A 23,940-nucleotide genomic window follows, 5' to 3' on the forward strand; every position below is an offset into this window, starting at 1 on the left:
ATCCAGTCGCGCCCTTCACCCGGCGATAGCGAAGCTGGGTTCAAAAATATCTCGAGTCCGCAGGCCAGGACTTACTCACCCGTCGAATGGTTCAAGTCAGGCCCGCCCTGACGGCCGATCTATTTCTGGATAGCGTATGGCCCGTGTGTGGAGAATGCTGAGTCAGTGGTTGCGCTTGCACCGTCGCTTGTGGCGCTGGGGCCGGAGGGCGAAGGGCAGGCCATGGCTGGCCGAGGAACCGCTGCGATCGCGGCTGCTCAGCGCCGAGCAGATGGAACTGCACGGCAAGTCGCTGGCGCTGGCGCATCGCGTGCAGGCGGCCGCGGGCTCGAATCTGCTGCTGGCGCGGCTGAAGGACAACGAAGGCGTTCTCGACGACGCCAGCACCTTGCTGACCAAGATGGTGCACGACGAAGTGCGCATCACACCCGCGGGCGAGTGGTTGCTCGACAACTACTATCTGATCGAAGAGCAGATCCGCACCGCGCGCCGTCATCTTCCCAAGGGTTATAGCCGCGAACTGCCGACCTTGAGCGAAGGCGTTTCGGCCGGGCTGCCGCGCGTCTACGATCTGGCGATGGAGGCCATCGCGCACGGCGACGGCCGCATCGACGCGGAAACCATGACTCGCTTCGTCGCCGCGTATCAATCGGTGACGCCGCTGAAACTGGGCGAACTGTGGGCGATTCCGATCATGCTGCGGCTGGCGCTGATCGAGAACCTGCGGCGCATGGCGGTGCGGATCATGCGCGACGGCCTGGACCATCGCCGCGCCGCGGAATGGTCGGACGCGCTCAACGATACCGCCGACCAGAATCCGAAGAACGTGGTGCTGGTCGTGGCCGACATGGCGCGCTCGCATCCGCCGATGACCGGCGCGTTCGTCGCCGAATTGGTGCGCGGCTTGCAAGGCCGCAGCGCGGCACTGGCGATGCCGATCAGCTGGATCGACCAGTGGCTGGCCGACAGCGGCCGCAGCGTGGAAGAGCTGGTGCGCGCCGAAAGCCAGCAGCAGGCCTCCGACCAGGTGTCGATCAGCAACAGCATTGGCAGCCTGCGTTTCCTGGCCAATATGGACTGGCGCGAGTTCGTCGAGACCATGAGCCTGGTCGATCAGACCTTGCGCGAAGATCCGCTCGGCGTTTACGCGCTGATGGATTTCAACACCCGCGACATGTACCGGCACGTGGTGGAGAAGCTCGCGCGCCGCAGCGGCGCCGATGAGCTCGACGTCGCCCGCATCGTGCTGAATCTGGCGCGCGAGGTCGGCGATGCGCGCGGCAGCGAGGCGCACGTAGGCTATTACCTGATCGACGACGGCACCGAGCGAATCAAGAGCGCGCTGGCGCAGTCCGGCCGCGCGCGCACGCCGGTCAGCCTGAGCCGGCGGCGGATGCCGCTGGCGGCGTATCTGCTGCCGATCGCGACGGTCGCGGCTGCTTGCGCCTGCGGCCTGCTGTGGCAGGTGCGCGGCGAGTCGTTGAATGCGACCTGGCTGGTCTTGCTGGCAGCGTTGGCGTTCGTCGCTTTCAGCGAGCTGGGCATCCATCTGGTCAACTGGCTGGCGACCGTGCTGATCGCGCCCAAGCCGCTGCCGCGCCTGGATTATTCCAAGGGCCTGCCGTCGAACGCGCGCAGCCTGGTGGTGGTGCCGACCATGCTCGGCGATATCGATGCGATCGACCGGCTGGTCGAGGGCCTGGAGGTGCGCTTCCTCGCCAACCGCGACGCCTATCTGCATTTCGCCTTGCTGACGGATTTTCTCGACGCCGATCAGCAGACGCTGCCCGGCGACGATGCGCTGGTCGCGCATGCGGCGCGGCAGATCGAACGCCTCAACGGCCGCTACGCCGGCGGTCGCGCCGATGTGTTCTTCCTGTTCCATCGTCCGCGCGTGTGGAACGCGCAGGAACGCAAATGGATGGGCCACGAGCGCAAGCGCGGCAAGCTGGCCGCGCTCAACCGCCTGCTGCGCGGCGGCTCGCACGAGGCGTTCTCGCAGGTCGCCGGCAACACCGACGCGCTGGTCAACGTGCGTTATGTGATAACCCTGGATACCGACACGCGCTTGCCGCGCGATGCCGCGCGCGAATTCATCGCCACTTTGGCCCATCCGCTGAACCAGGCGCGCTTCGACGAACGGCGCAAGCGCGTTACCCGCGGCTACGGCATCCTGCAGCCCAGCGTCGGCAGCGGCATGAGCGAGCGGCGCGGCTCGCGCTACGCGCGCATGTTCGGCAGCGAGGCCGGCATCGATCCTTACACCCGCACCGTGTCCGACGTTTACCAGGATCTGTTCGCGGAAGGCTCCTTCGTCGGCAAGGGCATCTACGACGTCGACGCGTTCGAGCACGCACTGGCCGACCGCCTGCCCGACAACCGCGTGCTCAGCCACGACTTGCTGGAAGGTTGCTACGCGCGCGCCGGCTTGATCAGCGACGTGCGCCTGTTCGAGGACTATCCCTCGCGCTATGCCGCCGACGTCAAGCGCCGCTACCGCTGGATCCGCGGCGACTGGCAATTGCTGCCGTGGCTGCTGCCGTGGGTGCCGCGCATGCGCGGCGGCTTCGAGCGCAATCCGCTGTCGTGGCTGTCGCGCGGCAAGCTGCTGGACAATCTGCGCCGCAGCCTGGTGTCGCCGGCGGCGCTGGCGCTGCTGGTATGGGGCTGGGCGAGTTTGCCGCAGCCGCTGGCCTGGACCTTGTGGCTGATGGCGCTGTGGCTGGCGCCGATGCTGGTGCTGGCCGGCTGGGAACTGACCCGGCGGCCGGTGGACATGGCGCTGGAAACTCATCTGGTGCAAGTCGGAAGCTCGCTCGCGCGGCAATTGCAGCGCGCCTGGGTGACCTTGGCGTGTCTGCCGTTCGAAGCCTTCTTCAGTCTCGGCGCCATTGCCCGCACCTTGTGGCGGATGACGATCAGCCATCGCCGCCTGCTGCAATGGAATCCGTCCAGCGAGGTCGAGCGCAGTCTCGGCGACCGCTTCGGTGCGGAGCTGCGCGACATGTGGTTCGCGCCGGTGTTCGCCGTCGCGGTGGCGGTGATGCTGGCGCGCGTGCAGCCGGCCTCGTTGTGGATCGCCGCGCCCTTGCTGGCGTCGTGGTTGATCGCGCCGGGCCTGATGGCGTGGCTGGGACGGCCGCCCAAGCAGCGGCGCGCGGGGCTGTCGCAGACGCAACTGCGTTTCCTCGGCCGTTTGGCGCGGCGCACCTGGGCGTTCTTCGAGGTGCATATCCGCGAAGAGGATCATTGGCTTCCGCCGGATAATTTCCAGGAACACCCCGCGCCGGTGGTGGCGCGGCGCACCTCGCCGACCAATATCGGCCTGTCGCTGCTCGCCAATCTGAGCGCTTACGACCTGGGCTATGTGCAGGCCGGCGCGCTGATCGAACGCACCCGTCTGGCCCTGGCCACCCTGGAGACCTTGCCGCGTCATCGCGGCCATTTCTACAACTGGTACGACACCGAGACCTTGTTGCCGTTGCCGCCGCGCTACATTTCCACGGTGGACAGCGGCAATCTGGCCGCGCATCTGCTGACCCTGCGCCAGGGCCTGCTGGCGCTGGCCGATGAGCCGCTGATCACGCCGACCCTGTTCCAGGGGCTGGTCGATACCTGCGGTGTGCTCGAAGATAATCTGCGCGACGCGCGCGCGCCGGCGAAGACGGCGGCGCAGGGCCAGGCGCTGGCGGCGTTCCGCGAGCGCATCGACGCGATCGCGGCGGCGCCCCCGCATTCGCCGGGCGAGATAGAGCGCTGTCTGACGGAATTGTCGCTGCTGGCGCAAGCAGTCGAATCGGCCTGGCCGGTCGCGGAAGGCGTGGACCCGGAGGCCGCGTTGCGCTGGCCGCGCGCTCTGAGCGAGACCTGCCGCGGCGCCATGCGGGAGTTCGAAGAATTCCTGCCGACACAGTCGGACACTGCGTCAGATGCATCGCCGCAGGCCGAGGCAACCATGCCCAGCCTGCGCGATCTGGCCAAGCGCGCCAACGACGACGGCGGCATTCGCGACCGCGCGCGCCGGCGTATTCACGAGCTGGAACACTTGGCGCATATCGCCGGCCAACTGTCGTTGATGGAATACGAGTTCCTCTACGATCGCGCCCGCCATCTGCTCTCGATCGGTTACAACGTCGAAGAACGGCGCCTGGATGCCGGCTTCTACGATTTGCTGGCCTCCGAAGCGCGCCTGTGCAGCTTCGTCGCCATCGCCCAGGGCCAGTTGCCGCAGGAGACCTGGTTCTCGCTGGGCCGGCTGCTGACCGAAATCGACAGCGGCGCGACCTTGCTGTCGTGGAGCGGCTCGATGTTCGAGTACCTGATGCCGCAGCTGGTGATGCCGAGTTATCCCGACACCTTGCTGGATCAGACCTCGCAGCACGCGGTGCTGGCGCAGATTCATTACGGCCGGCAACGCGACGTGCCCTGGGGTATTTCCGAATCCGGCTACAACACGGTCGATACGCGCATGAACTATCAGTACCGCGCGTTCGGCGTGCCGGGGCTGGGGCTCAAGCGCGGACTCGGCCAGGATCTGGTGATCGCGCCCTACGCCAGCACGATGGCGCTGATGGTGATGCCCGAAGCCGCGTGCCAGAACCTGCAACGCCTGACCGAACTGGGGTTCGGCGGCGAATTCGGCCTGTACGAAGCGATCGACTACACCCCGGCGCGAGTGCCGCGCGGGCAGACTCACGCGGTGGTGCGCTCGTTCATGGCCCATCACCAGGGCATGGGCCTGTTGTCGCTGGATTATCTGCTGCGCGATCAGCCGATGCAGAAGCGCTTCGTCGCCGACGCCGAATTCCAGGCGACCTTGCTGTTGCTGCAAGAACGCATTCCGCGCACCGGCGTGTTCCATCCGCACGAGGCCGAAGCCAGCGGCGGCCGCGCGCCGCCGCCGGCCGCCGAAACGCAGTTGCGGGTGTTCCGCAATCCGGCGACCGTGCGCCCGGCGGTGCAGTTGCTGTCCAACGGCCGTTACCACGGCCTGTTGAGCAGCGCCGGCGGCGGCTACAGCCGCCTGGGCGACATGGCCGTGACGCGTTGGCGCGAAGACGCCACCCGCGATCATTGGGGCTCGTTCTGTTATTTGCGCGATGTCGACAGCGGCGAGTTCTGGTCGGCCACGCATCAACCCACCTGCGTGCCGGTGGAGCATTACGAGGCGATCTTCTCCGACGCCAAGGCCGAATTCCGCGGGCGCAAGAACCGTTACGAGACGCATCTGGAAATCGCGATCTCGGCCGAAGACGACATCGAAATGCGCCGCCTGCGGGTGAGCAATCGCTCGCGCCGCACGCGCACCATCGAGATCACCACCTACGCCGAAGTGGTGCTGGCTTCGGCCTTGTCCGACGAACTGCATCCGGCTTTCAGCAATCTGTTCGTGCAGACCCAGATCGAACGCGACAAGCAGGCGCTGCTGTGCACGCGCCGTCCGCGCTCGAGCGATGAGATCCCGCCGTGGATGTTCCATCTGGTGGCCGTGCACGACGCCGACATCAGCCAGATTTCCTACGAGACCGATCGCTCCCGCTTCCTCGGCCGCGGCAACACGCCGCGCACGCCGCAGGCGATGACCGGCGAGGACAAGCTGTCGGACTCGGCCGGGTCGGTGCTGGACCCGATCGTCGCGATCCGCACCCGCATCGAGCTGGCGCCGGACCAGACCGCGATCATCGACATGGTCACCGGCGTGGGCGGCGATCGCGCGGCGTGCGGTGCGCTGATCGACCGCTATCGCGACCGGCGCCTGGCCGATCGCGTGTTCGATCTGGCCTGGACCCACAGCCAGGTCGTGCGCCGCCAGATCAACGCCTCGCAGGCCGACGCCAAGCTGTACGAGCGTCTGGCCGGCTCGATGGTGTACACGCATCCGTATCTGCGCGCCGAACAGGCGGTGCTGTTGCAGAACCGGCGCGGCCAGTCGGGGCTGTGGGGGCATTCGATCTCGGGCGATTTCCCGATCGTGCTGTTGCAGATCGCCGAGTCCGCCAACATCGAGCTGGTGCGGCAGATGGTGCAGGCGCACGCGTACTGGCGCTTGAAGGGGCTCAATGTCGATCTGGTGATCTGGAACGAAGAACAAAGCGGCTACCGCCAGCAATTGCAGGAGCAGATTCTGGGTTTGGTGTCGGCCGGGCCGGAAGGCAGCGTGCTCGATCGGCCCGGCGGCATCTTCGTGCGGCCGATCCAGCAGATGTCGCAGGAAGACCGCATTTTGTTGCAATCGGTGGCGCGGGCGATCATCAGCGATCAACGCGGCACCCTGGCCGCGCAAGTCAGCCGGCACATGCCGCCCGAACGCGCACAGGCCTTGCTGTGGCCCGACGGCGCGCCGCTGCTGGCCGAACCGGCGGCCGCCGCAGCGCCCACGTCGATCGAACCGCCGCCGCTGCTGGGCCTGCCGCCGCCGCAACCCAGCGACGACGACACCTGGCCGTTCGAGGCCATGGCCGAATCGGTGAATTTCGACAACGGCACCGGCGCCTTCGCCGCCGACTCGCGCGAGTATGTGATCGTGCTGCGCGAAGGCGCGCCGACGCCGGCGCCGTGGTCGAACGTGATGGCCAACGCGCGCCTGGGCACGGTGGTCAGCGAAAGCGCGCCGGGCTACACCTGGTTCGAGAACGCGCACGAGTACCGGCTGACGCCGTGGCATAACGATCCGGTCGCCGACACCGGCGGCGAAGCGTTCTATCTGCGCGACGAAGACAGCGGCCGGGTGTGGTCGCCGATGCCGCTGCCATGCCGCGGACGCGGCGCCTATCGCACCCGCCACGGCTTCGGTTACAGCGTCTACGAGCATGTCGAAGACGGCATCGCCAGCGAGCTATGGGTGTATGTCGGGCTTGAGGATGCGGTGAAGTATTCGGTGCTGCGCCTGCGCAATCGCTCCGGCCGCGCGCGGCGACTGTCGGCGGTCGGTTATGTCGAATGGGTGCTGGGCGATATCCGCAGCCGCTCGCAGATGCACGTGGTCAGCGAGATGGACCCGGCCAGTGGCGCGCTGACCGCGCGCAATCCGTACAACACCGAGTTCGAAGGGCGCGTGGCGTTCTTCGATACCGATGCCGCCGGTTGCAGCTTCACCGCCGACCGCAGCGAATTCATCGGCCGCAACGGCGATCTGGGCCATCCGGCGGCGTTGCTCAATCAGCGCCTGTCCGGGCGCCTCGGCGTCGGCATGGACCCGTGCGCGGCGATCCAGGTGCCGGTGGCGCTGGCGGCGGAGGAGAGCATGGAAGTCGTGTTCCGACTCGGTGCCGCCGACGATGCGGGCGGCGTGGCGCAACTGGCGCAACGCAGCAAGGGCCTGGCCTATGCGCACGACGTGCTCGATGCGGTGCGCATGCATTGGACCCGCACCTTGGGCGCGATCCGAGTCGAGACGCCGGAGCCCAGCGTGGACGCGCTGGTCAACGGCTGGCTGCCGTATCAGGCGCTGGCCTGCCGCTATGTGGCGCGCAGCGGTTACTACCAGTCCGGCGGCGCGTTCGGCTTCCGCGATCAGTTGCAGGACACCATGGCCACGGTGCATGCGATGCCGGCGCTGAGCCGCGAGCATCTGCTGCTGAGCGCGGCGCATCAGTTCCCGCAGGGCGATGTGATGCACTGGTGGCATCCGCCCCTGAATCGCGGCGTTCGCACGCGCTGTTCGGACGATTTCCTGTGGCTGCCGGTGGCGGCGTGCCGCTATCTGCAGGTCACCGGCGATCTGAGCGTGCTCGACGAACCGGTCGGCTTCGTCGAAGGCCGCCCGCTCAACGTCGATGAGGAATCCTATTACGACCGCTTGTGGAGCACCGATCGCCGGCAACCGTTCTACGATCATTGCGTGCTGGCGCTGGAGCGCGGCATGCAGTTGCTGGGCGAGCGCGGGCTGCCGCTGATCGGCAGCGGCGACTGGAACGACGGCATGAACCGGGTCGGCGAGGCCGGCCGCGGCGAAAGCGTGTGGCTGGGCTTCTTCCTGTTCGATGCCTTGAACCGTTTCGGCCCGATCGCGCGGGCGCGCGAGGATCATGTGTTCGCGGACTTTTGCGCGCAATCTTCGCAGCGTCTGCGCGAGAACCTGCAAGCCCAGGCCTGGGACGGCGAGTGGTACCGGCGCGCATGGTTCGACGACGGCACGCCGCTGGGTTCGCACGAGAGCGACGAATGCCGGATCGATTCGATCTCGCAAAGTTGGTCGGTGCTGTCGGGCGTGGCCGATCCGGCACGCGCGCGGCAGGCGATGGACTCGCTCGACCGCCATCTGGTGCGGCGCGAGGCGGGGCTGATCCAGTTGCTCGATCCGCCATTCGACCGCACCGAGAAAGACCCCGGCTATATCCGCGGTTACGTTCCCGGCGTGCGCGAGAACGGCGGCCAGTACACCCACGCGGCGGTGTGGGCGGCGATGGCCTTCGCCGAGTTGGGCGACGGCGCGCGCGCCTGGGAACTGGCGCGGATGATCAATCCGATTCATCACAGCAGCGACGCGGAGTCGGCCGCGCGTTACAAGGTCGAGCCCTACGTGCTGGCCGCGGATGTCTACGGCGTGGCGCCGCACGTGGGCCGCGGCGGTTGGACCTGGTACACCGGTTCGGCCGGCTGGATGTACCGGCTGCTCACCGAATCCTTGCTGGGCCTGCATCGCGAAGGCGACCGAATGCGCATCGCGCCGTGCATTCCGGCCGATTGGCCGGAGTACCGGCTGCACTACCGTTTTGGCGACACGCGCTATCGGATCCGCGTGCGGCAGGCGCAGTCCGAAGCCGGGCAGGGTGGTCGCTTGACTCTGGACGAGGTGGCCCAGGACGGGCTCAGCTTCGCGCTGATCGACGACGGCGACGTGCATCGGGTCGAGGTGGAGTGGCCGGGGGCGCTGCGATGACATGCCGCCTGCAACTGGATATCGAACTCGCACGCCTGGAGCAGATGCTGCCGCACTGGCGCTCGAGCCTGCGCGATGAGGCGCAGTTCTGGCCGCAGTTCAAGGCCTTGCTCGAACCGATCGTCGAGGGCCTGAATCCGGAGGATCGCCGTTACGCGGAAGAACGCATCGCGCGCATGCTGACCTTGAACCACTGCGATCCGGGGCGGCGGCATCTTCCAGACGAATGAGCGGCCGGCGTTGTTCGACGGCTGTGCTTTATCCCGGATAGCCGCAGCCGCAATAGCACTTGTCGATAGTCGAGACCAGGTACCGGGCCGCGGCCGCGAGCGCCGCGCCGCTCAAGGCCAGGCCGACGATCGTCAACGGCCGGCGATAGATCGAGACGACCGCGCAGATCGCCGCGGGCAGGCAGAACAGCAGCACGCCGGCGATCAGCAGCAATAGCGCGGCGAAGCAATCGCTGCGGTTCGCCAGGTAATAGAAGGTCAAGGCCGCGCACCAGAAACCCAGCGCGAGTACGAACGGGATGATCCACGACTGGGGCACCGGCTTCGACGCGGCCAGGGCGGGCGGTTGTTGCTGAGTCATTCGGTCACTCCATTGTCCGCTGTCGCGATCATCGCGCTTGGCGGGAATCGCACGAAGCCATCCGTGCCAGCCACGCCAGGCGCGCGCTCAATTCGGCCGCTGCGCCCGGCAGTAATCGCGCAGATCGTCCGGCAACAGTCCCGGAGCGAACAGGAAGCCCTGGCCGATGGCCACGCCCAACTCGCGCAGGAACGCGCGCTGGCGTTCGGTTTCCACACCTTCGGCGACCAGCCCCAGGCCCAGGCTGCGGGCGATGCCGGTCACCGCCTGACACACCGCGACGTCGGACTGATTGTCCGGCACGCCCTGTACGAACAACTGGCTGAGCTTGAGGCCGTGGATCGGCAGGCGGCGCAGGTAATTGAGCGCGCTGTAGCCTTCGCCGAAATCGTCGATCGACAAACTCACGCCCAGCTCGCGCAGGCGCGCGAAGGTGCGCACGGTGTCGGGGGCGTCCTCGATCAGTACCCGCTCGGTGAATTCCAGTTCCAGCGCGGTGCCGGTGAGGTCGTATTCGGCCAGTGCGGCGGCGACGTTGCTGGCCAGATCGTCGCCGAGGAACTGGCGGTAGGAAACGTTGACCGCGACGCGTTCGATCTTCAGGCCGTCGTTGCGCCATTGCCGCAACTGGCGGCAGGCTTCGTGCAGCACCCAGCCGCCGATGCCGACGATGTCGCCGGTGGTTTCGGCATGATCGATGAAACGATCCGGGCGCATCTCGCCGAGCGAGCGGTTGCGCCAGCGGATCAGCGCCTCGACCGCGATCACGCGGCCGTCGTTGAGATCCACCTGCGGTTGATAGACCAGATGGAATTCGTCGTTGTGCACGGCGCGGCGCAGATGGGTTTCCAACTGCAGGCGGTGCAGTTGCTGTTCGGCCAGTTCCGGCGTGAACGCCTGCCAGCTGTTGCGGCCGCGGCGCTTGCTGTCGTACATGGCCACGTCGGCGCTCTGGATCAGCTGCTGGGCGGTGCGGCCGTCGAGCGGCGCCTGGCTGATGCCGATGCTGGCGGTGATGCTGAATTCTTCCCCGTCCACGCGGAAGCTGTCGCCGAAGATGTCCAGGATCGCGTCGGCCAGGCGTTCGCCGCGGGTCGGATCGCTGTCGAGCGAACACACCACCAGGAATTCGTCGCCGCCGAAGCGCGCGATCTGGGCCTGATCGCCGACCGCGTGGCGGATGCGGCGCGCGGCCGAAGCCAGCAGGCGGTCGCCGGCGGCATGGCCGAGCACGTCGTTGACCACCTTGAAGCGGTCCAGGTCGATGTACAGCACCGCCAGCGGCGAATGCGGAAACGTGTCCAGGCGGCGTTCGAGTTCGGCCTGCACCGCATCGCGGTTGAGCAGGCCGGTCAAGGGGTCGCTGCGCGCCTGGACGCGCAGTTGTTCTTCTTCGTGCTTGCGCTCGGTGATGTCCTGGAAGGTTCCGGTCAGCACCTGCCGCACCACGTCGCCGAGGCCGGCGTCGGCGATCGCGCGCACCCAGAAGCTGCTGCCGTCGGGGCGCAGGCCCTGCAGTTCCAGGTCGATGCCGCGGCCGCCGGCGAGGGTGCGTTCGAGCGCGTTGCGCAGGCGGTGGCGATCGAGCGGCTGCAGGCATTCGAGCAGTTCTTCGATCCGCGTCGGCGTGCTGTCGCGGCCGAGGATGCGTTCGGCTTCCAGGGTCAGATACAGGCGATCGCGGCCGGCGTCCCATTCCCAGCCGCCGATGTGGGCCAGGGCCTGGGCGCGGTCGAACAGGGCGCTGTCGCGCTTGAGCTCGGTGACGTTGGAGAACAGCGCGAACACCTGATGCGGGCGGTCGCCGCCGGGCGGGAACTGCGGGACCGCGGTCACCGACAGCCAGATCAGTTCGCGGCGGTCGCGGTGATACAGGCCGAACACGGTGCTTTCGACGATGCGCCCGGTGGTCAGGGCGAGCTGCGAGGGGTATTGCTCGGGCTTGAGTTCGTGGCCGCGCTCATCGACCAGCATCCAGTGGCCGCTGCGCAATTCGTCGGCGATGCTCTGGCCGCTGTGCAGCGACAGCAGGCGCATCGCCGCGCTGTTGGCGTAGATGATGCGCAGGGCCTTGTCCTGCACGATCACGCCGCGGTCGATGGTCTCGACCAGCTCGCGGAAACGCAGCTCGGTCTCGGCGCGGTTGCTCAGGTCGCGGGCGACCGCGATGATGCGCCGCTTGCCTTCGAATTCGAAACTGGCCGAATGCACCTCGACCGGGAAACGGGCGCCGTCGCCGCGCTTGTTGGTGACCTCGATGATGTAGCTCTCGCCGCGGTTCAAGCTTTCCCAGACCGGCGCCATATGATCGCGCGGCAGTTCCGGATTGAGCACGTGGATCGGCTGGCCGATGATGTCTTCGCGCAGACGGCGGTGCGCGCCCATGCCGTGGCGGTTGATCTCGACCACGGTGCCGTCTTCTTCCATCACGGTGACCAGATCGGGAATCGCGTCGAACGCGGCGCGGTGCAGCGAGGCCGGTTCGCGCTGCAGCGCGGCCAGCGCGTCGTCCAAGGTCGCGCGCAGCGTCGCGGGCAGGGACGGGTCTTGCAGCGCGCGTCGCAGCGCCGCGATGGTGTCCGCCGTCGCCGCCGCCTGTGCGGCGGGCGAGGTGGGAGGACCGCCGGCGGGCGCGTCGGAATTCACGCCGCCGCCAGCGCCTTGCCGACCTTGCTGCCGGTCTCGCGGCCCAGCAGGCCGGCCAGCCAGCGGCCGGTGTCGGCCAGTGCGTCGAGATTCACGCCGGTCTCGATGCCCAGACCGTGCAGCATGTAGACCACGTCTTCGCTGGCGACATTGCCGCTGGCGCCCTTGGCATAGGGACAGCCGCCGGTGCCGGACACGGCCGAATCGACCACCGCCACGCCTTCTTCCAGGCAGGCGAGGATGTTCGACAAGGCCTGGCCGTAGGTGTCGTGGAAATGCACCGCCAGCGCCTGCAGCGGCACTTCCGCGGCCACCGCCTTGAACATCGCCCGCGCCTTGCCCGGCGTGCCGACGCCGATGGTGTCGCCCAGGGAGATTTCGTAGCAGCCCATCGAGTGCAGGGCCTTGGCCACGCGCACCACGTCGCTGACCGGCACTTCGCCCTGATAGGGGCAGCCGAGCACGGTGGACACATAGCCGCGCACCGCCACGCCGTCGGCCTTGGCCCGCGCCATCACCGGCGCGAAGCGCTGCAACGATTCGTCGATGCTGGCGTTGATGTTCTTGAGGTTGAACGCTTCCGATGCGGCGGTGAACACCGCGATCTCCTCCACCCCGACCGCGCGCGCGCGCTCGTAGCCTTGTTCGTTGGGCACCAGCACCGGGTAGTGCACGCCGGCGCGGCGGTGGATGCCGGTGAACACTTCGGCCGCGTCGGCGAGCTGCGGCACCCACTTGGGGCTGACGAAACTGGTCGCTTCGATGCTGCGCAGGCCGGTGGCCGACAGGCGATCGATCAGAGCGATCTTGTCGGCGGTGGCGATCTGCGATTTCTCGTTCTGCAGTCCGTCGCGCGGACCGACTTCGACGATGCGTACGGAAACGGGTTGGGTCATGGGGAATCCTTTGAGGCCGGGGCGAGGACGCGTTCGAGCACCATCGCCTTGTTCGCTTCGGTGTTGTACAGCAGGGCGCCGTGTTGCGAGAGGGTATCGCGGATGGCCTGGGCCGAGCCCTGCACCAGGGGGAATTTCTCGTCGAGTTTGCGCCCGTTGAGTTCGCCGGTGGCGATCGCGGCCAGCACGCGTTGCGAATCGGGCAGCCAGGCGCTGGCCCGGCCGTTTTCGATACGGTACAGGATCACGAATACCGAGCCGGCCGGCGCGGCCTTGACCAGCGATTCGCCCTGCGCACCGATCGCGCGCTGGGCGTCGGCCGGCGAGAGCACGATGTAGCGGTCGCGGCCCAGGCTGAAGCCGGTCAGGTCCAGCGCCGTGGGCTGCTCGTGCAGGCCCGGCCAGTCCTCGGTGTGGCAGCGCGCGTCGATACGCAGGGTCTTGGCGACGCCCTGGGCCTTGAGGTTCCAGGTGCCGGGCAGGTCGGGGTCGCAGGTTGCGGATTCGACCGGCGAGTGCTCGAAGGCGACACAGCCGCCCAGGCCGGCGAGGATCGCCGCGGCGGCGACTGCGTTCGTCCACCCGCGGCGGCGCTCGGTCCGCTCGGGCCCGGCGGGGCGATCGGCGGCGCGGAAGCACGGATCGGGCGGAGTCATGGCGGCCTCTCAGTGCGCGGCGGGGGGTATACGCTTGAAACGATAAAGGGTACTGCGATCGGGCGCCGCGAACAGCTGCGGATGCTCACGCAGCTGCCTGGCGATCTGGCGGCCCTCGCCGGTCAGGAAGCCGGGCGCGTCCGGGCCGGAGAGGCCGCTGCGGGCGTTGCGCGCGGCGACCACTTGCCTGAGCTGATCGGGATTGCCCAGGTCGAGGGTCACGAACCCGGGTTCGGTCTGATAGCGCATCAGGCTGACGGTGTGCGGATACTTCGCCATGAGCGCGTCGCCGGCCACTTCCTGCGCGCCCTTCTTGCCGGTCAGCAGCACCGCCACGTCGGCCAGGGGCAGCGCCAGATAGCGATGGCCGTTGGCTTTGTATACGCCGAGTTGGACCTCGCGCGGCTCGTACTTGGCCGGCAGGTGAGCGCGGCATTGCGCATCGATGCGCAGGCGGCGTTCGTCGTCGTCGGTGAAGTCGTCGTCCGCGGCGGCCTGGCCGGATGGGCCGAGGATGGCCTCGCCCTCGATCAGGCCCCAGTCGCCGACCAGGGCGCGGTCGCAAGGCAGGGGCGCCGACGGCGGGTTTTCGGCGATCAGGCAACCGGCCAGCGAGATGGACAGGGCGATGGCCGCTATCAATGCGCGCCAGACGATGGAATGGGAGCGAGCAGTCATTGCGGGAATCTCTGCGAATGGATGGCGACGGGCGATGCGCATTCAAGCGGCATCTCGTTCGTCGAAGGGAACGCGGCGTTGCGCGAATCGCTGCGATCCGCGCACGCCGGTCCGGTGAGCCGTGTCAGCGGTTCGAGCGGGGCGAGGGTTTTGTCGCGGCTTTGCCGTCGCGGCGCAGGACGATGCCCGGCTTGGCGAAGAACAGATCCTTGCGCGAAGCCAGCAGCGCATCGATCTGCGCGCTGCTGCCTTTCACCGACGCGTCGATCTGCGGCTCGTCGTACTTCGACTTGGTTTCGCGCAGCGCGGCGTCGAGTTGCTTGACCGAGGTGATGTCGGGGTGTTCGGTGTGGCTGTGGGTGTTCTTGACGGTGCCGGGGACCGTGCCCGCGGCGATCAGCCTTGCCATTCGCAGCGTATCGACGCTGTGGATCGCGATCCGATCCGGGGTGACGACATAGCGCAGGAGCATGTAACGACCCCGATGCGAATCGCTGTCGTCATCGGAGTCTTCCCTATGCAAGCCCTGGCAGGTGGCGGGTTGAGTCGCCAGCGTGGCGTCGGTCGCGACGATGTACCCGCCGGTGGCATCGGGCAGATACGTAAAGCGGTAGCCGATCAGGTCGGAAGGGCACTCGCCGGTGTTGCGGTCGATCAATCCGCAATCCTTCGGCAGGATGCTGATCCGGTCGGTGTCGTCGAGTTGACGGCTGCGCCATTGCCCGACCAGACGCGGATCGCAGGCGACCTGGGTGCCGCTCGGCGGCGATTCGAAGGTGGTGACGCTGCACCCGCTCAGCAGGGCCAGCGCGAGGCCGGCCGCAAACAGCTTTCGTACCCGCGACGACAGCATGGGTAAACGCATGGGATTTCCCTCCATAGAACACACAGACCAGGGGCCGCCATGGTTCGGCGGCCGAGGAATCCGGCGCTCCCAGCCGGGATTGAAGCATTTGCGGCGCCATTATTCGGCGCGGTTGGGGGCTGCGGTCAAGTGGCTAGGGGAGCGCCGGTCTTTCAGGGGCGTTATTCCCGCGTTTCCCTCAAGGCTGCCGCTCCCGCGAAAGCGGGAATCCAGAGACTTCAGCGCCATCTCCCAAGAACGTCATTCCCGCGAAAGCGGGAATCCAGCGACTTCAAACGTTCTCGCACGAAAGGCCCTGGATGTTCGGCTCCGCCGAAGTAAAGCAGAGCCCGCGTTCGCGGGAATGACGGTAGGAAAAGGCGTGCGGACTTGGTAGGTGCGCAGAGCCTTCGTCGTCATCCCCATGCCGTAATTTTCGCGATGGAGGGAGTCCACAGTCTTCAGCGTCATCTCTCAAGAACGTCATTCCCGCGTTCGCGGAAATGACGGAAGGAAAGGACGTGTGTGCTTGGTAGGTACGCAGAGCCTTCGTCGTCGTCCCCATGCCGTCATTCTCGCGACGTTGGAAGTGCAGAGACTTCAGTGCCATCTATCAAGAACGTCATTCCCGCGAAGGCGGGAATCCAGAGACTTCAGCGCCATTCCACCAGGTCGTCATTCCCGCGAAAGCGGGAATCTAGCGACTTCAAAGGTTCTCGCACGAAAGGCACTGGATGTTCGGCTCCGCCGAAGTAAAGCAGAGCCCGCGTTCGCGGGAATGACGAGTTGGAGGGCCCGCACGCAAACCGCCATAGCGATCTGCGTGCGGGCAGACAAAATCAAACCGTCTCCAACGTCACCAACACCGCATCGGCCTCGACGAAATCCCCTGCCACCGCGCGCACTTCTGCGATCGTCCCCGCGCGCGGCGCCTTCAGGCTCAGCTCCATCTTCATCGCCTCGATCACCATCACTTCCTGGCCGGCTTCGACGCTGTCGCCGGGCGCGGCCTTGACCACGACCACGCGGCCGGGCATCGGCGCGTTGACGTTGTTGCCCGAGCCGGCGGCGGCGCTGGACTGGTGGTAGTACATCGGCACCGCTTCCAGGCGCAGGCGGCGCTCGCCGTCGTGCATGACCACGCGATGGCCGTCGCCGAGCGTGCTCAGGCGGCGCGCGCGGCCGTCTATGCGCAGGCTCAGTTCGCTGCCGTCCATGCGCGCGCCCTGCACGTTGTAGGCAGCCGCGTCGTTAGCCGGAATTTCGATGCGGTAGTCGCCGCCGCTGCCGTGCGCCTGCAGTTCCAGACGCTGCTCGCGACGCAGGAAGGCGAGGCTGCGGCGGCCGCCGTGGCCCAGGCGCCAGCCGTCGGCGATCGCCCACGGCGAGCTGGGATCGTTCGACGCGGCCGCGGCTTCGCGCGTGCGTTGTTCCTGGCTCAGCAGCTCGGCCACGGTCGCGCCGATCAGCAGGTCGCGGTCGCCGGCTTCGTCCGGATTCGCCGCCGGCATGAACTCATCCAGATGACGATCCAGGTAGCCGGTGTCGATGGTGCCGCCGACCACCGCCGGATGGCGGGCCAGGCGTTCGAGGAATTCGATGTTGGACTTGGGCCCGACGATCTCGCACGCGGCCAGCGCGCCGCGCAGCCGCGCCAGTGCGCGCGGACGGTCGCTGTCGAACACGATCATCTTCGCGATCATCGGGTCGTAGAAGATCGTCACCGTATCGCCTTCGATCACGCCCGAATCCAGCCGCACATGCGCATCGGCCCGCGGCAGGCGCAAGCGTTCCAGCTTGCCCGAGCCCGGCAGGAAGCCGGCTTCCGGATCCTCCGCGTACAAGCGCACTTCGATGGCGTGGCCGCGCTGCACGATCGCATCCTGGCCGAGCGGCAGCGGTTCATTGGCGGCGACGCGCAACTGCCACTCGACCAAGTCCAATCCCGTCACCAGCTCGGTCACCGGATGCTCGACCTGCAGGCGCGTGTTGATCTCCATGAAATAGAACCCGCCGTCCTGGCCGACGATGAACTCCACAGTGCCGGCGTTGACGTAATCGATCGCTTGTCCGGCCTGCACCGCCGCCGCGCCCATCTGCGCGCGCAACTGCGGCGTCAGGAACACCGACGGCGATTCTTCCAGCACCTTCTGATAACGGCGCTGCGCCGAGCATTCGCGCTCGTTGAGGTGGATCACCTGGCCGGCGGAGTCGCCGAAGATCTGGATTTCGATATGGCGCGGGCGCTCGACATAACGCTCCAGCAGCACGCGGTCGCGGCCGAAAGCGTTGCGCGCTTCGCGCTGGCAGCTTTCCAGGTTGGCGAGGAACTCGCCGCTGTCGCGCACGATGCGCATGCCCTTGCCGCCGCCGCCGTGCGCGGCCTTGATCATCAGCGGATAGCCGATGGCGTCGGCCTGGCGATGCAGATGCGCGGCGTCCTGATCCTCGCCGGTATAGCCCGGCACCACCGGCACGCCGGCGGCCTGCATCAGTTCCTTGGCGCCGGCCTTGCTGCCCATCTTGCGCATCGACGCGGCTTTCGGACCGATGAAGGCGATGCCGGCGGCTTCCACCGCGTCGGCGAAATCCGCGTTCTCGCTGAGGAAGCCGTAACCCGGATGGATCGCCTGCGCGCCGCAGCGGCGCGCCACTTCGATGATCGCGTCGCCGCGCAGATAACTGTCGGCCGGACGCGGGCCGCCGATCGGATAGGCTTCATCGGCCTGGCGCACGTGCTGGGCGTCGGCATCGGCGTCGGAATACACCGCGACGGTGCGGATGCCGAGCTTGCGGCAGGTGCGGATGACGCGACAGGCGATTTCGCCGCGGTTGGCGATCAGGATCTTTTCGAACATGGCGTGCATCGCAAGTCGGGGCGCGTGTGCGCATGGAAAGAAAGACGGTCGGAACCGGTGACTACGCCGGCCGGCCGACGCGATGCGGGGATTTTCGCCGATTGGCGGGCGCCGTGTCGCCTGATCGGCCGGGCGAAAACGCGACGTAGCGCGACGTTGCACGCGTTTGCGTGATCTGGTGGTGCCGGCGCTCGCCCATACGCCGAGGTGTTGACGAGCATCGTCCGGTTGCCGCGGTGGCTCACTGCGCGGGTATGCGGCAGACCGCTTCGATGTTGTTGCCGTCGGGATCGAACACGAACGCGCCGTAGTAATCGGGCGAGTAGTGCGGGCGGATGCCCGGCGCGCCGTTGTCGCGTCCGCCTGCGGCCAGCGCGGCGGCGTGGAAGGCATCGACCTGCTCGCGCGATTTCGCTTTCAGCGCCACGTGCAGGCCGGTGGAGGTGCGCTCGCCGGTGCCGATCCAGAAGGCGGGCTCGTGCTGCGGGCCGAAGGCGTGGCCTTCGTAGCCGCCGGTCTGTTCCTTGCTGAGCGACATCACCAGGCCGTAGCCCAGCGGCGCCAGCGCGCGCAGGTAGAAGTCGTGGCTGCGGCGCAGGTCGGAAACGGCGAAACCCAGGTGATCGAGCATGGCGGACTCCAGGGCGGAAGCGGGGTGGGCGGTGAGGTTGGGTTCGGGATACGGATCGCCGAGGCCGGACGCACGGCTGTTGCCGGGACGACGGGCCTGGGTTTATGCGGGGCGGTTGAGGCCGGCAGGTTGTGGGTTCTGCCGGTGTGAGGGGCTTGGGATTACGCGGTTACTGCCGGGGCCGGTCGATTACAGCTTCGGGCGGAGCGACGGGCCTGGTTTACGCGATCCAGTTTGGCTTTCGCTTATCCAGAAACGCCGACAACCCTTCCTGACCTTCGGCCGATACTCGCAGCCCGGCGATCAAGGCCGCGTTGTCGGCGTCCAGGCGGGCGCCGTCGCGTTCGCCGGCGACCCGGCGCACCAGCGCCTTGGCCTGCGCGGCCGCGTGCGGGCCGGCCTTGAGCAGCAGCGCGATCTGCTGGTCGATCGCCGCGTCGAGCTGATCGGCCGCGACCACCTCGTGCAGCAGGCCGATGCGCAGCGCGGTGGCGGCGTCGAAGATCTCCGCGCTGGCGAACCAGCGCCGCGACTGGCGCGCGCCGATGGCTTCGATCACATACGGCGAGATCACCGCCGGCAGCAGGCCGAGCTTGCTTTCGGTCAGGCCGAACTTGGCCTGCGGCGCGGCGATGGCGATGTCGCAGCAGGCGACCAGACCGACGCCGCCGCCGAAGGCCGCGCCCTGGACCCGGGCCAGGGTCGGCTTGGGCAGTTCGTTGAGGGTGCGCATCAGCCGGGCCAGGGCCAGCGCGTCCTCGCGGTTCTCCGCTTCGCCGGCCGCGGCCATGCCGCGCATCCAGTTGAGGTCGGCGCCGGCCGAGAACGAAGCGCCTTCGCCCTCGATCACCACCACCCGCACGCCGTCGTCGGCGCCGACCGACTCCAGCGCGCCGGTCAGGGCCGCGATCAGGATGGCGTCGAACGCATTGTGCAACTCGGGACGGTTCAGGCGCAGGCGGGCGACAGGGCCCTCGCGCAGGCTCAGCAGCGGGTGGCTCATCGGCATGGGAGAGTTTGTGGGAGTTGGCGAATGATACCGTTCAGCTTGCCGCATCCGCCTCTGTACGGCGGTCGGTGCTAGAATGAGAACAATTCCCATTTGGGACGCCACCCTCCGTGGAAGCCACCTCTTGAAGCTGTCCGAACTGCCGCATCGAACCGCGGCCACGGTCGAATCCGTCGATGACCACACGCCCAACGACACCATTGCCAGACGCCTGCGCGAATTGGGTTTCGTCAGCGGCGAGCGGGTCGAAGTGATGGCCGCCGGACCGGTCGCCGCCGAGCCGCTGCTGGTGCAGATCGGCTACACCCGTTTCGCCCTGCGCCGCAGCGAGGCCGCGCGGGTGCGGGTCAGTGTGTTGGAGAACCCGGCATGAGCGCCGCCGCACCCGCCGCATCCGCCGTTGCCGCATCGCACGAGGACACCGCGCAGGCCATGCGCGTGGCCCTGGTCGGCAATCCGAACTGCGGCAAGACCGCCTTGTTCAATCTGCTGACCGGCAGCCGGCAGAAGGTCGCCAACTACGCCGGCGTCACTGTCGAGCGCAAGGAAGGCCGCCTGCACGCGCCTTCGGGCCGCCACTACGCGGTGCTCGACTTGCCCGGCGCCTATAGCCTCAGCGCCGCCAGCCTGGACGAAGCGGTGACGCGCGACGTGCTGCGCGGCTTCTATCCCGGCGAACGCGCGCCCGACGTGCTGCTGTGCGTGGTCGATGCGACCAATCTGCGCCTGCACCTGCGCTTCGCCCTGGAACTGCGCGAACTCGGCCGGCCGATGGTGATCGCGGTCAACATGATGGATGCGGCCAAGCGCCGCGGCATCGACATCGATCTGGTCGCGCTGGAGCGCGAACTGGGCGTGCCGGTGGTGCCGACCGTCGCGGTCAAGCGCCACGGCGCGCGCGATCTGGTGGCGATGCTCGACCGCATCGCGACCGCGCCGCGCGAACCGCACGAGCCGCGCGCGCATCTGCCCGAAGGCGCCGATCTGCACGCCGAAACCCGGCGCCTGCTGGAACTGACGGTGAGCATGCCGAGCCGCACCGCCAAGATCGACGACGCGCTCGATCGCTGGCTGCTGCATCCGGTGCTCGGCCTGATGTCGCTGGCGCTGGTGATGTTCCTGATCTTCCAGGCGGTGTACGCCTGGGCGACGCCGTTGATGGACGCGATCGAGGCCGGCACCGCCTGGGTCGGCGGCGGCGTCAACACGCTGATGTCGATGGACGGCCCGCTGCGCGGATGGGTCTCGCAGGAAACGTTGCGCAGCCTGTCGGAAGGGCCGGTGCGCAGCCTGCTGGTGGACGGCATCATCGCCGGCCTGGGCGGGGTGATCGTGTTCCTGCCGCAGATCCTGATCCTGTTCGCCTTCATCCTGGCGCTGGAAGAATCCGGTTACCTGCCGCGCGCGGCGTTCCTGCTCGACCGGATGATGGCCGGCGCCGGCTTGTCGGGCCGCTCGTTCATTCCGCTGCTGTCGAGTTTCGCCTGCGCGATTCCCGGGATCATGGCCACGCGCTCGATCCAGGACCCGCGCGACCGCCTCGCCACCATCATCGTCGCGCCGCTGATGACCTGCTCGGCGCGCCTGCCGGTGTATGCGCTGCTGATCGGCGCGTTCATTCCGCAGCAGAAAGTCTGGGGCGTGTTGAACCTGCAGGGGCTGGTGCTGTTCGGCCTGTACATGGCCGGCATCCTCAGCGCGCTGGTGGTGTCGTGGGTGATGAAGAAATGGCGCCGCGACAAGAGCGAGCACGCCTTGCTGCTGGAGCTGCCGTCGTACCGCATTCCGCATCCGCGCGATCTGCTGATCGGTTTGTGGGAACGCGCATGGATCTTCCTGCGCCGGGTCGGCGGCATCATTCTGTCGCTGACGGTGCTGCTGTGGTTCCTGCTGTCGTTCCCCGGCGCGCCGGAGGGCGCGACGATGCCGGCGATCGACTACAGCTTCGCCGGACGCATCGGCCACGCCTTGACCGCGGTGTTCGCGCCGATCGGCTTCAACTGGCAGATCTGCATCGCCCTGATTCCGGGCCTGGCCGCGCGCGAAGTGGCGGTGTCCTCGCTGGCGACGGTGTACGCCCTGTCGGCCGCCGACGACGATGCCGCCGCGCAGGCGCTCACGCCGATCATCACCGACAGCTGGTCGCTGGCGACCGCCTTGTCGCTGCTGGTGTGGTTCATCTATGCGCCGCAGTGCATCTCCACTCTGGCGACGATCAAGCGCGAAACCGGCTCGTGGAAACAGGTGGCGATCAGCGCCGGTTATCTGTTCGCATTGGCCTATCTGGCCTCGCTGCTGACCTATCAGGTCGCGGTCGCGCTGGGAGCGGGGTGAGCGATGAATGCCGGACTGTTCGCGCAATACGTGGTGGTGGCGATCGCGGTGCTGATCAGCGCCGTGGTCGTCGCGCGCAAGCAGTTCCCCGGCGGCGTGCGCCGCCTGCGCATCGCCTGCGCCTTGCCGCTGGTGCGCGACGGACGTCCGCAGTGGATACGCAACCTCGGCAAGCGCATCGCGCCGGCGCCGAGCGCGTCGGGGCCTAACTGCGCGGGTTGCGACAACTGCGGGCCTTCGGACTGAGGCGGCGATAACGCGCGTGCCGCGTCGAACCGGCGCGGCGTGGATTCACATTGGATCGAACCGCCGCGCGGCTCAGCCGGTGCGATCGCGCATGTAGTTCAGCGCCTCGCGCAGATAACCGCCGGCCTCCTGCAGATGCGCGGGCGGGCAGCCCTCGACGAAGCGGCTGTCGCCGTCGCGCAGTTGCAGATAAGCGCTGATGTCGCCCCCGTCCCAGAGGAAATCGAAGATCACGATGAAATCGTCCGCGCCCGGGTCGTTGTAGGCGCTGGCGCCGCGCAACGGCGTCAGCAGCCGCAGCATCTCGTGGAAATTCTCCGAGGCCTGCAGCATGGCGATGCGCAAGGTGCGCTTGATTTCGTCGTATTCCACCGGCGGCATGCCGGTCCAGTCGTCCTCGCGCCAGGCCTTGATGACCTCGGCCACGCGGGCCGCGTCCAGGTCGCCCAGGATCGCCGCGGGCACGCGGTTGTCGCCGGCCATGGGGTGGCGGTCGAACCAGGATTGCCAATCGCCGAACGACGCCGGACGCGCCGGCGTGGAGTTCATGAAGGCCTCGTACTGCTCGTGGCTCAGGGTGAAGCGCGCATACAACGAAGCGGGTTCCGACATCGAGGGGGATCCTTTCCTTCTGATACCGGCGCGCCGCCGCTCAGCGGCGCAACCGGCCCTTGTTCGCGGCCTTGTAGCCGACCGCTTCGAACGCTTCGACCGAGAGAGTGAAAGTGCGCTCATCCCCGGGGAACAGCGCGCCCACGCCGACGACCTGACGGGTGATTTCCTCGCCGCGATCGTTCTTGATCGACAAGACCATCGAGTATTCCCAGGCACCATCGCTGGGTGGGTGGCGAATGGTGCCTTCTACGTGCAGCGGCGAAAATCGTTTCGCCGCTTGCGCGTTTGCGTCGGAATCGAATCGCAGATGATGCCGGCAGGCAGGGCAGACGCTCGCGGTTTCGAGAATCGTCGCCTTGCAGTGCGGGCAGATGCGTGTCGCCCCGGGCATGCCCTGGCGAACAGCGCTCATGAGTCGGCGCCGGTCTCCGTCTTGGCGCCGTTCTTCTCGCCCTTGTCGTTCTTGTCGGCGTTGCGGTCGGACTTGCCGGCGTCGTTGCGGGCGACCGACTTGCCGCTGTCTTCCCAACCGAACTCGACCTGGCCGCGAACGCGCGCGCCGGCGGCGACGGTGACCACGCCGGCCTTGACGTCGCCGATCATCACGCCGCTTTCCAGCAGTTCCACCCGCTGCGCGGCTTCGATGTTGCCTTCCAGCTCGCCGGCGATGACGACCTTGCGCGCGCGCACGCCACCGTTGAGCTTGGCGCCGAGTTCGACGGTGAGATCGCCGTCTACCTGCACGTCGCCCTTGAAGCGGCCGGCGATGCGGATGTGGCCGGCACCGTGGATCTTGCCTTCGATCGACAGGTCCGAGGCGATCAGCGATTCCTTGACGACCGGCTGCTCGGCCTGGCGCGGCGCGGGGGCCGGGGTCGGAGCGGGCGCGGCGATCGGAGCCGGAGCCGGAGCCGGCGTGGACGGCTGGCCGAAGGAGTATTCGCTTGCCGGATCGGGTTCACGCTTGAGCGCGGTTTCCGGCGGCAGCGGCGGAACCGGATTGTCGCGCTTGGGCGGGGCGGGCTGGTTGAAGATTGCCATGACGCGGTGTTCCT

Annotated in this window: 17 protein-coding genes; 5 read left to right on the top strand and 12 right to left on the bottom strand. The window is 67.7% G+C overall.

Annotated elements, in window-relative coordinates:
- Nucleotides 1-154 precede the first annotated feature (154 nt).
- Both LG3211_RS09165 and LG3211_RS09170 read left to right on the top strand, forming a co-directional pair.
- Nucleotides 155-8,881 (top strand): glycoside hydrolase family 94 protein, encoded by an 8,727-nt coding sequence (locus LG3211_RS09165; protein ID WP_425479970.1) that lies wholly within the window; start codon nucleotides 155-157, stop codon nucleotides 8,879-8,881.
- On the top strand, nucleotides 8,878-9,111 hold the full coding sequence (locus tag LG3211_RS09170; RefSeq protein ID WP_235109583.1) for a hypothetical protein: 234 nt from the start codon (nucleotides 8,878-8,880) through the stop codon (nucleotides 9,109-9,111). Before LG3211_RS09165 ends, LG3211_RS09170 begins: the two co-directional genes overlap by 4 nt.
- 28 nt (nucleotides 9,112-9,139) lie before the next feature.
- Here the strand turns inward: LG3211_RS09170 and LG3211_RS09175 are convergent, their stop codons facing one another.
- The 9 genes from LG3211_RS09175 to LG3211_RS09215 all read right to left on the bottom strand — a co-directional run bounded on the left by LG3211_RS09175 (nucleotide 9,140) and on the right by LG3211_RS09215 (nucleotide 19,684).
- Complete coding sequence (locus LG3211_RS09175; RefSeq protein ID WP_057942564.1) at nucleotides 9,140-9,472, bottom strand: hypothetical protein; 333 nt, start codon at nucleotides 9,470-9,472, stop codon at nucleotides 9,140-9,142.
- Between the two features lie 87 nt (nucleotides 9,473-9,559).
- Nucleotides 9,560-12,118, bottom strand: coding sequence for a sensor domain-containing protein (locus LG3211_RS09180; protein ID WP_057942565.1), 2,559 nt, complete (start codon nucleotides 12,116-12,118; stop codon nucleotides 9,560-9,562).
- Nucleotides 12,115-13,014 carry a hydroxymethylglutaryl-CoA lyase gene (locus tag LG3211_RS09185; RefSeq protein WP_057942566.1) on the bottom strand — a complete coding sequence of 300 codons (900 nt, stop codon included), beginning with the start codon at nucleotides 13,012-13,014 and terminating at the stop codon, nucleotides 12,115-12,117. Before LG3211_RS09185 ends, LG3211_RS09180 begins: the two co-directional genes overlap by 4 nt.
- Nucleotides 13,011-13,670, bottom strand: coding sequence for a hypothetical protein (locus LG3211_RS09190; protein ID WP_057942567.1), 660 nt, complete (start codon nucleotides 13,668-13,670; stop codon nucleotides 13,011-13,013). The genes LG3211_RS09185 and LG3211_RS09190 overlap by 4 nt, the downstream gene beginning before the upstream one ends.
- A 9-nt stretch (nucleotides 13,671-13,679) precedes the next feature.
- Nucleotides 13,680-14,348, bottom strand: coding sequence for a hypothetical protein (locus tag LG3211_RS09195; RefSeq protein WP_148648815.1), 669 nt, complete (start codon nucleotides 14,346-14,348; stop codon nucleotides 13,680-13,682).
- Nucleotides 14,349-14,472: 124 nt separating this feature from the next.
- The gene (locus LG3211_RS09200) at nucleotides 14,473-15,213 is read right to left on the bottom strand and encodes a hypothetical protein (RefSeq protein ID WP_148648816.1); all 741 of its coding nucleotides are present in this window, start codon (nucleotides 15,211-15,213) and stop codon (nucleotides 14,473-14,475) included.
- 818 nt (nucleotides 15,214-16,031) lie between these two features.
- A complete protein-coding gene (locus LG3211_RS09205; RefSeq protein ID WP_057945380.1) occupies nucleotides 16,032-18,050 on the bottom strand; it encodes an acetyl-CoA carboxylase biotin carboxylase subunit in 2,019 nt (672 codons plus the stop codon).
- Between the two features lie 241 nt (nucleotides 18,051-18,291).
- Entirely contained in the window at nucleotides 18,292-18,681 is a 390-nt protein-coding gene (locus LG3211_RS09210; protein WP_057942570.1) for a VOC family protein, read from the bottom strand.
- A gap of 220 nt (nucleotides 18,682-18,901) precedes the next feature.
- Nucleotides 18,902-19,684 (bottom strand): enoyl-CoA hydratase-related protein, encoded by a 783-nt coding sequence (locus tag LG3211_RS09215; protein WP_057945381.1) that lies wholly within the window; start codon nucleotides 19,682-19,684, stop codon nucleotides 18,902-18,904.
- Nucleotides 19,685-19,814: 130 nt separating this feature from the next.
- On the opposite strand from LG3211_RS09215, the gene LG3211_RS09220 reads away from it, so the two are divergent.
- The 3 genes from LG3211_RS09220 to LG3211_RS09230 are packed head-to-tail and all read left to right on the top strand — an operon-like array spanning nucleotide 19,815 to nucleotide 22,270.
- Nucleotides 19,815-20,063, top strand: coding sequence for a FeoA family protein (locus LG3211_RS09220; RefSeq protein ID WP_057942571.1), 249 nt, complete (start codon nucleotides 19,815-19,817; stop codon nucleotides 20,061-20,063).
- A gap of 59 nt (nucleotides 20,064-20,122) precedes the next feature.
- Nucleotides 20,123-22,024, top strand: a complete 1,902-nt coding sequence (gene feoB / locus LG3211_RS09225; protein ID WP_057942572.1) for a ferrous iron transporter B — start codon at nucleotides 20,123-20,125, stop codon at nucleotides 22,022-22,024.
- Between the two features lie 3 nt (nucleotides 22,025-22,027).
- Nucleotides 22,028-22,270: a DUF6587 family protein gene (locus LG3211_RS09230; protein WP_057942573.1), complete on the top strand. Its 243-nt coding sequence runs from the start codon at nucleotides 22,028-22,030 to the stop codon at nucleotides 22,268-22,270.
- Nucleotides 22,271-22,342: 72 nt separating this feature from the next.
- On the opposite strand, the gene LG3211_RS09235 is transcribed toward LG3211_RS09230, so the two are convergent.
- From LG3211_RS09235 to LG3211_RS09245, 3 genes are read right to left on the bottom strand one after another with little or no spacing between them, the layout of a single operon-like run.
- Complete coding sequence (locus tag LG3211_RS09235; protein ID WP_057942574.1) at nucleotides 22,343-22,882, bottom strand: hypothetical protein; 540 nt, start codon at nucleotides 22,880-22,882, stop codon at nucleotides 22,343-22,345.
- Nucleotides 22,883-22,922: 40 nt separating this feature from the next.
- The gene (locus tag LG3211_RS09240; protein WP_057942575.1) at nucleotides 22,923-23,297 is read right to left on the bottom strand and encodes a hypothetical protein; all 375 of its coding nucleotides are present in this window, start codon (nucleotides 23,295-23,297) and stop codon (nucleotides 22,923-22,925) included.
- A complete protein-coding gene (locus tag LG3211_RS09245) occupies nucleotides 23,294-23,926 on the bottom strand; it encodes a bactofilin family protein (RefSeq protein ID WP_083512417.1) in 633 nt (210 codons plus the stop codon). The genes LG3211_RS09240 and LG3211_RS09245 overlap by 4 nt, the downstream gene beginning before the upstream one ends.
- Nucleotides 23,927-23,940: the final 14 nt, after the last annotated feature.

Origin of the sequence: Lysobacter gummosus, assembly GCF_001442805.1 — a bacterium.
GTDB classification, from domain to species: Bacteria; Pseudomonadota; Gammaproteobacteria; order Xanthomonadales; family Xanthomonadaceae; genus Lysobacter; species Lysobacter gummosus.

Bases quoted from the DNA above. Each gene is read 5' to 3' on its own strand.
- LG3211_RS09165 (WP_425479970.1), top strand. From the start codon at position 155: ATGCTGAGTCAGTGGTTGCGCTTGCACCGTCGCTTGTGGCGCTGGGGC.
- LG3211_RS09170 (WP_235109583.1), top strand. From the start codon at position 8,878: ATGACATGCCGCCTGCAACTGGATATCGAACTCGCACGCCTGGAGCAG.
- LG3211_RS09175 (WP_057942564.1), bottom strand. From the start codon at position 9,472: ATGACTCAGCAACAACCGCCCGCCCTGGCCGCGTCGAAGCCGGTGCCC.
- LG3211_RS09185 (WP_057942566.1), bottom strand. From the start codon at position 13,014: ATGACCCAACCCGTTTCCGTACGCATCGTCGAAGTCGGTCCGCGCGAC.
- LG3211_RS09190 (WP_057942567.1), bottom strand. From the start codon at position 13,670: ATGACTCCGCCCGATCCGTGCTTCCGCGCCGCCGATCGCCCCGCCGGG.
- LG3211_RS09195 (WP_148648815.1), bottom strand. From the start codon at position 14,348: ATGACTGCTCGCTCCCATTCCATCGTCTGGCGCGCATTGATAGCGGCC.
- LG3211_RS09200 (WP_148648816.1), bottom strand. From the start codon at position 15,213: ATGCGTTTACCCATGCTGTCGTCGCGGGTACGAAAGCTGTTTGCGGCC.
- LG3211_RS09205 (WP_057945380.1), bottom strand. From the start codon at position 18,050: ATGTTCGAAAAGATCCTGATCGCCAACCGCGGCGAAATCGCCTGTCGC.
- LG3211_RS09210 (WP_057942570.1), bottom strand. From the start codon at position 18,681: ATGCTCGATCACCTGGGTTTCGCCGTTTCCGACCTGCGCCGCAGCCAC.
- LG3211_RS09215 (WP_057945381.1), bottom strand. From the start codon at position 19,684: ATGAGCCACCCGCTGCTGAGCCTGCGCGAGGGCCCTGTCGCCCGCCTG.
- feoB (WP_057942572.1), top strand. From the start codon at position 20,123: ATGCGCGTGGCCCTGGTCGGCAATCCGAACTGCGGCAAGACCGCCTTG.
- LG3211_RS09230 (WP_057942573.1), top strand. From the start codon at position 22,028: ATGAATGCCGGACTGTTCGCGCAATACGTGGTGGTGGCGATCGCGGTG.
- LG3211_RS09235 (WP_057942574.1), bottom strand. From the start codon at position 22,882: ATGTCGGAACCCGCTTCGTTGTATGCGCGCTTCACCCTGAGCCACGAG.
- LG3211_RS09240 (WP_057942575.1), bottom strand. From the start codon at position 23,297: ATGAGCGCTGTTCGCCAGGGCATGCCCGGGGCGACACGCATCTGCCCG.
- LG3211_RS09245 (WP_083512417.1), bottom strand. From the start codon at position 23,926: ATGGCAATCTTCAACCAGCCCGCCCCGCCCAAGCGCGACAATCCGGTT.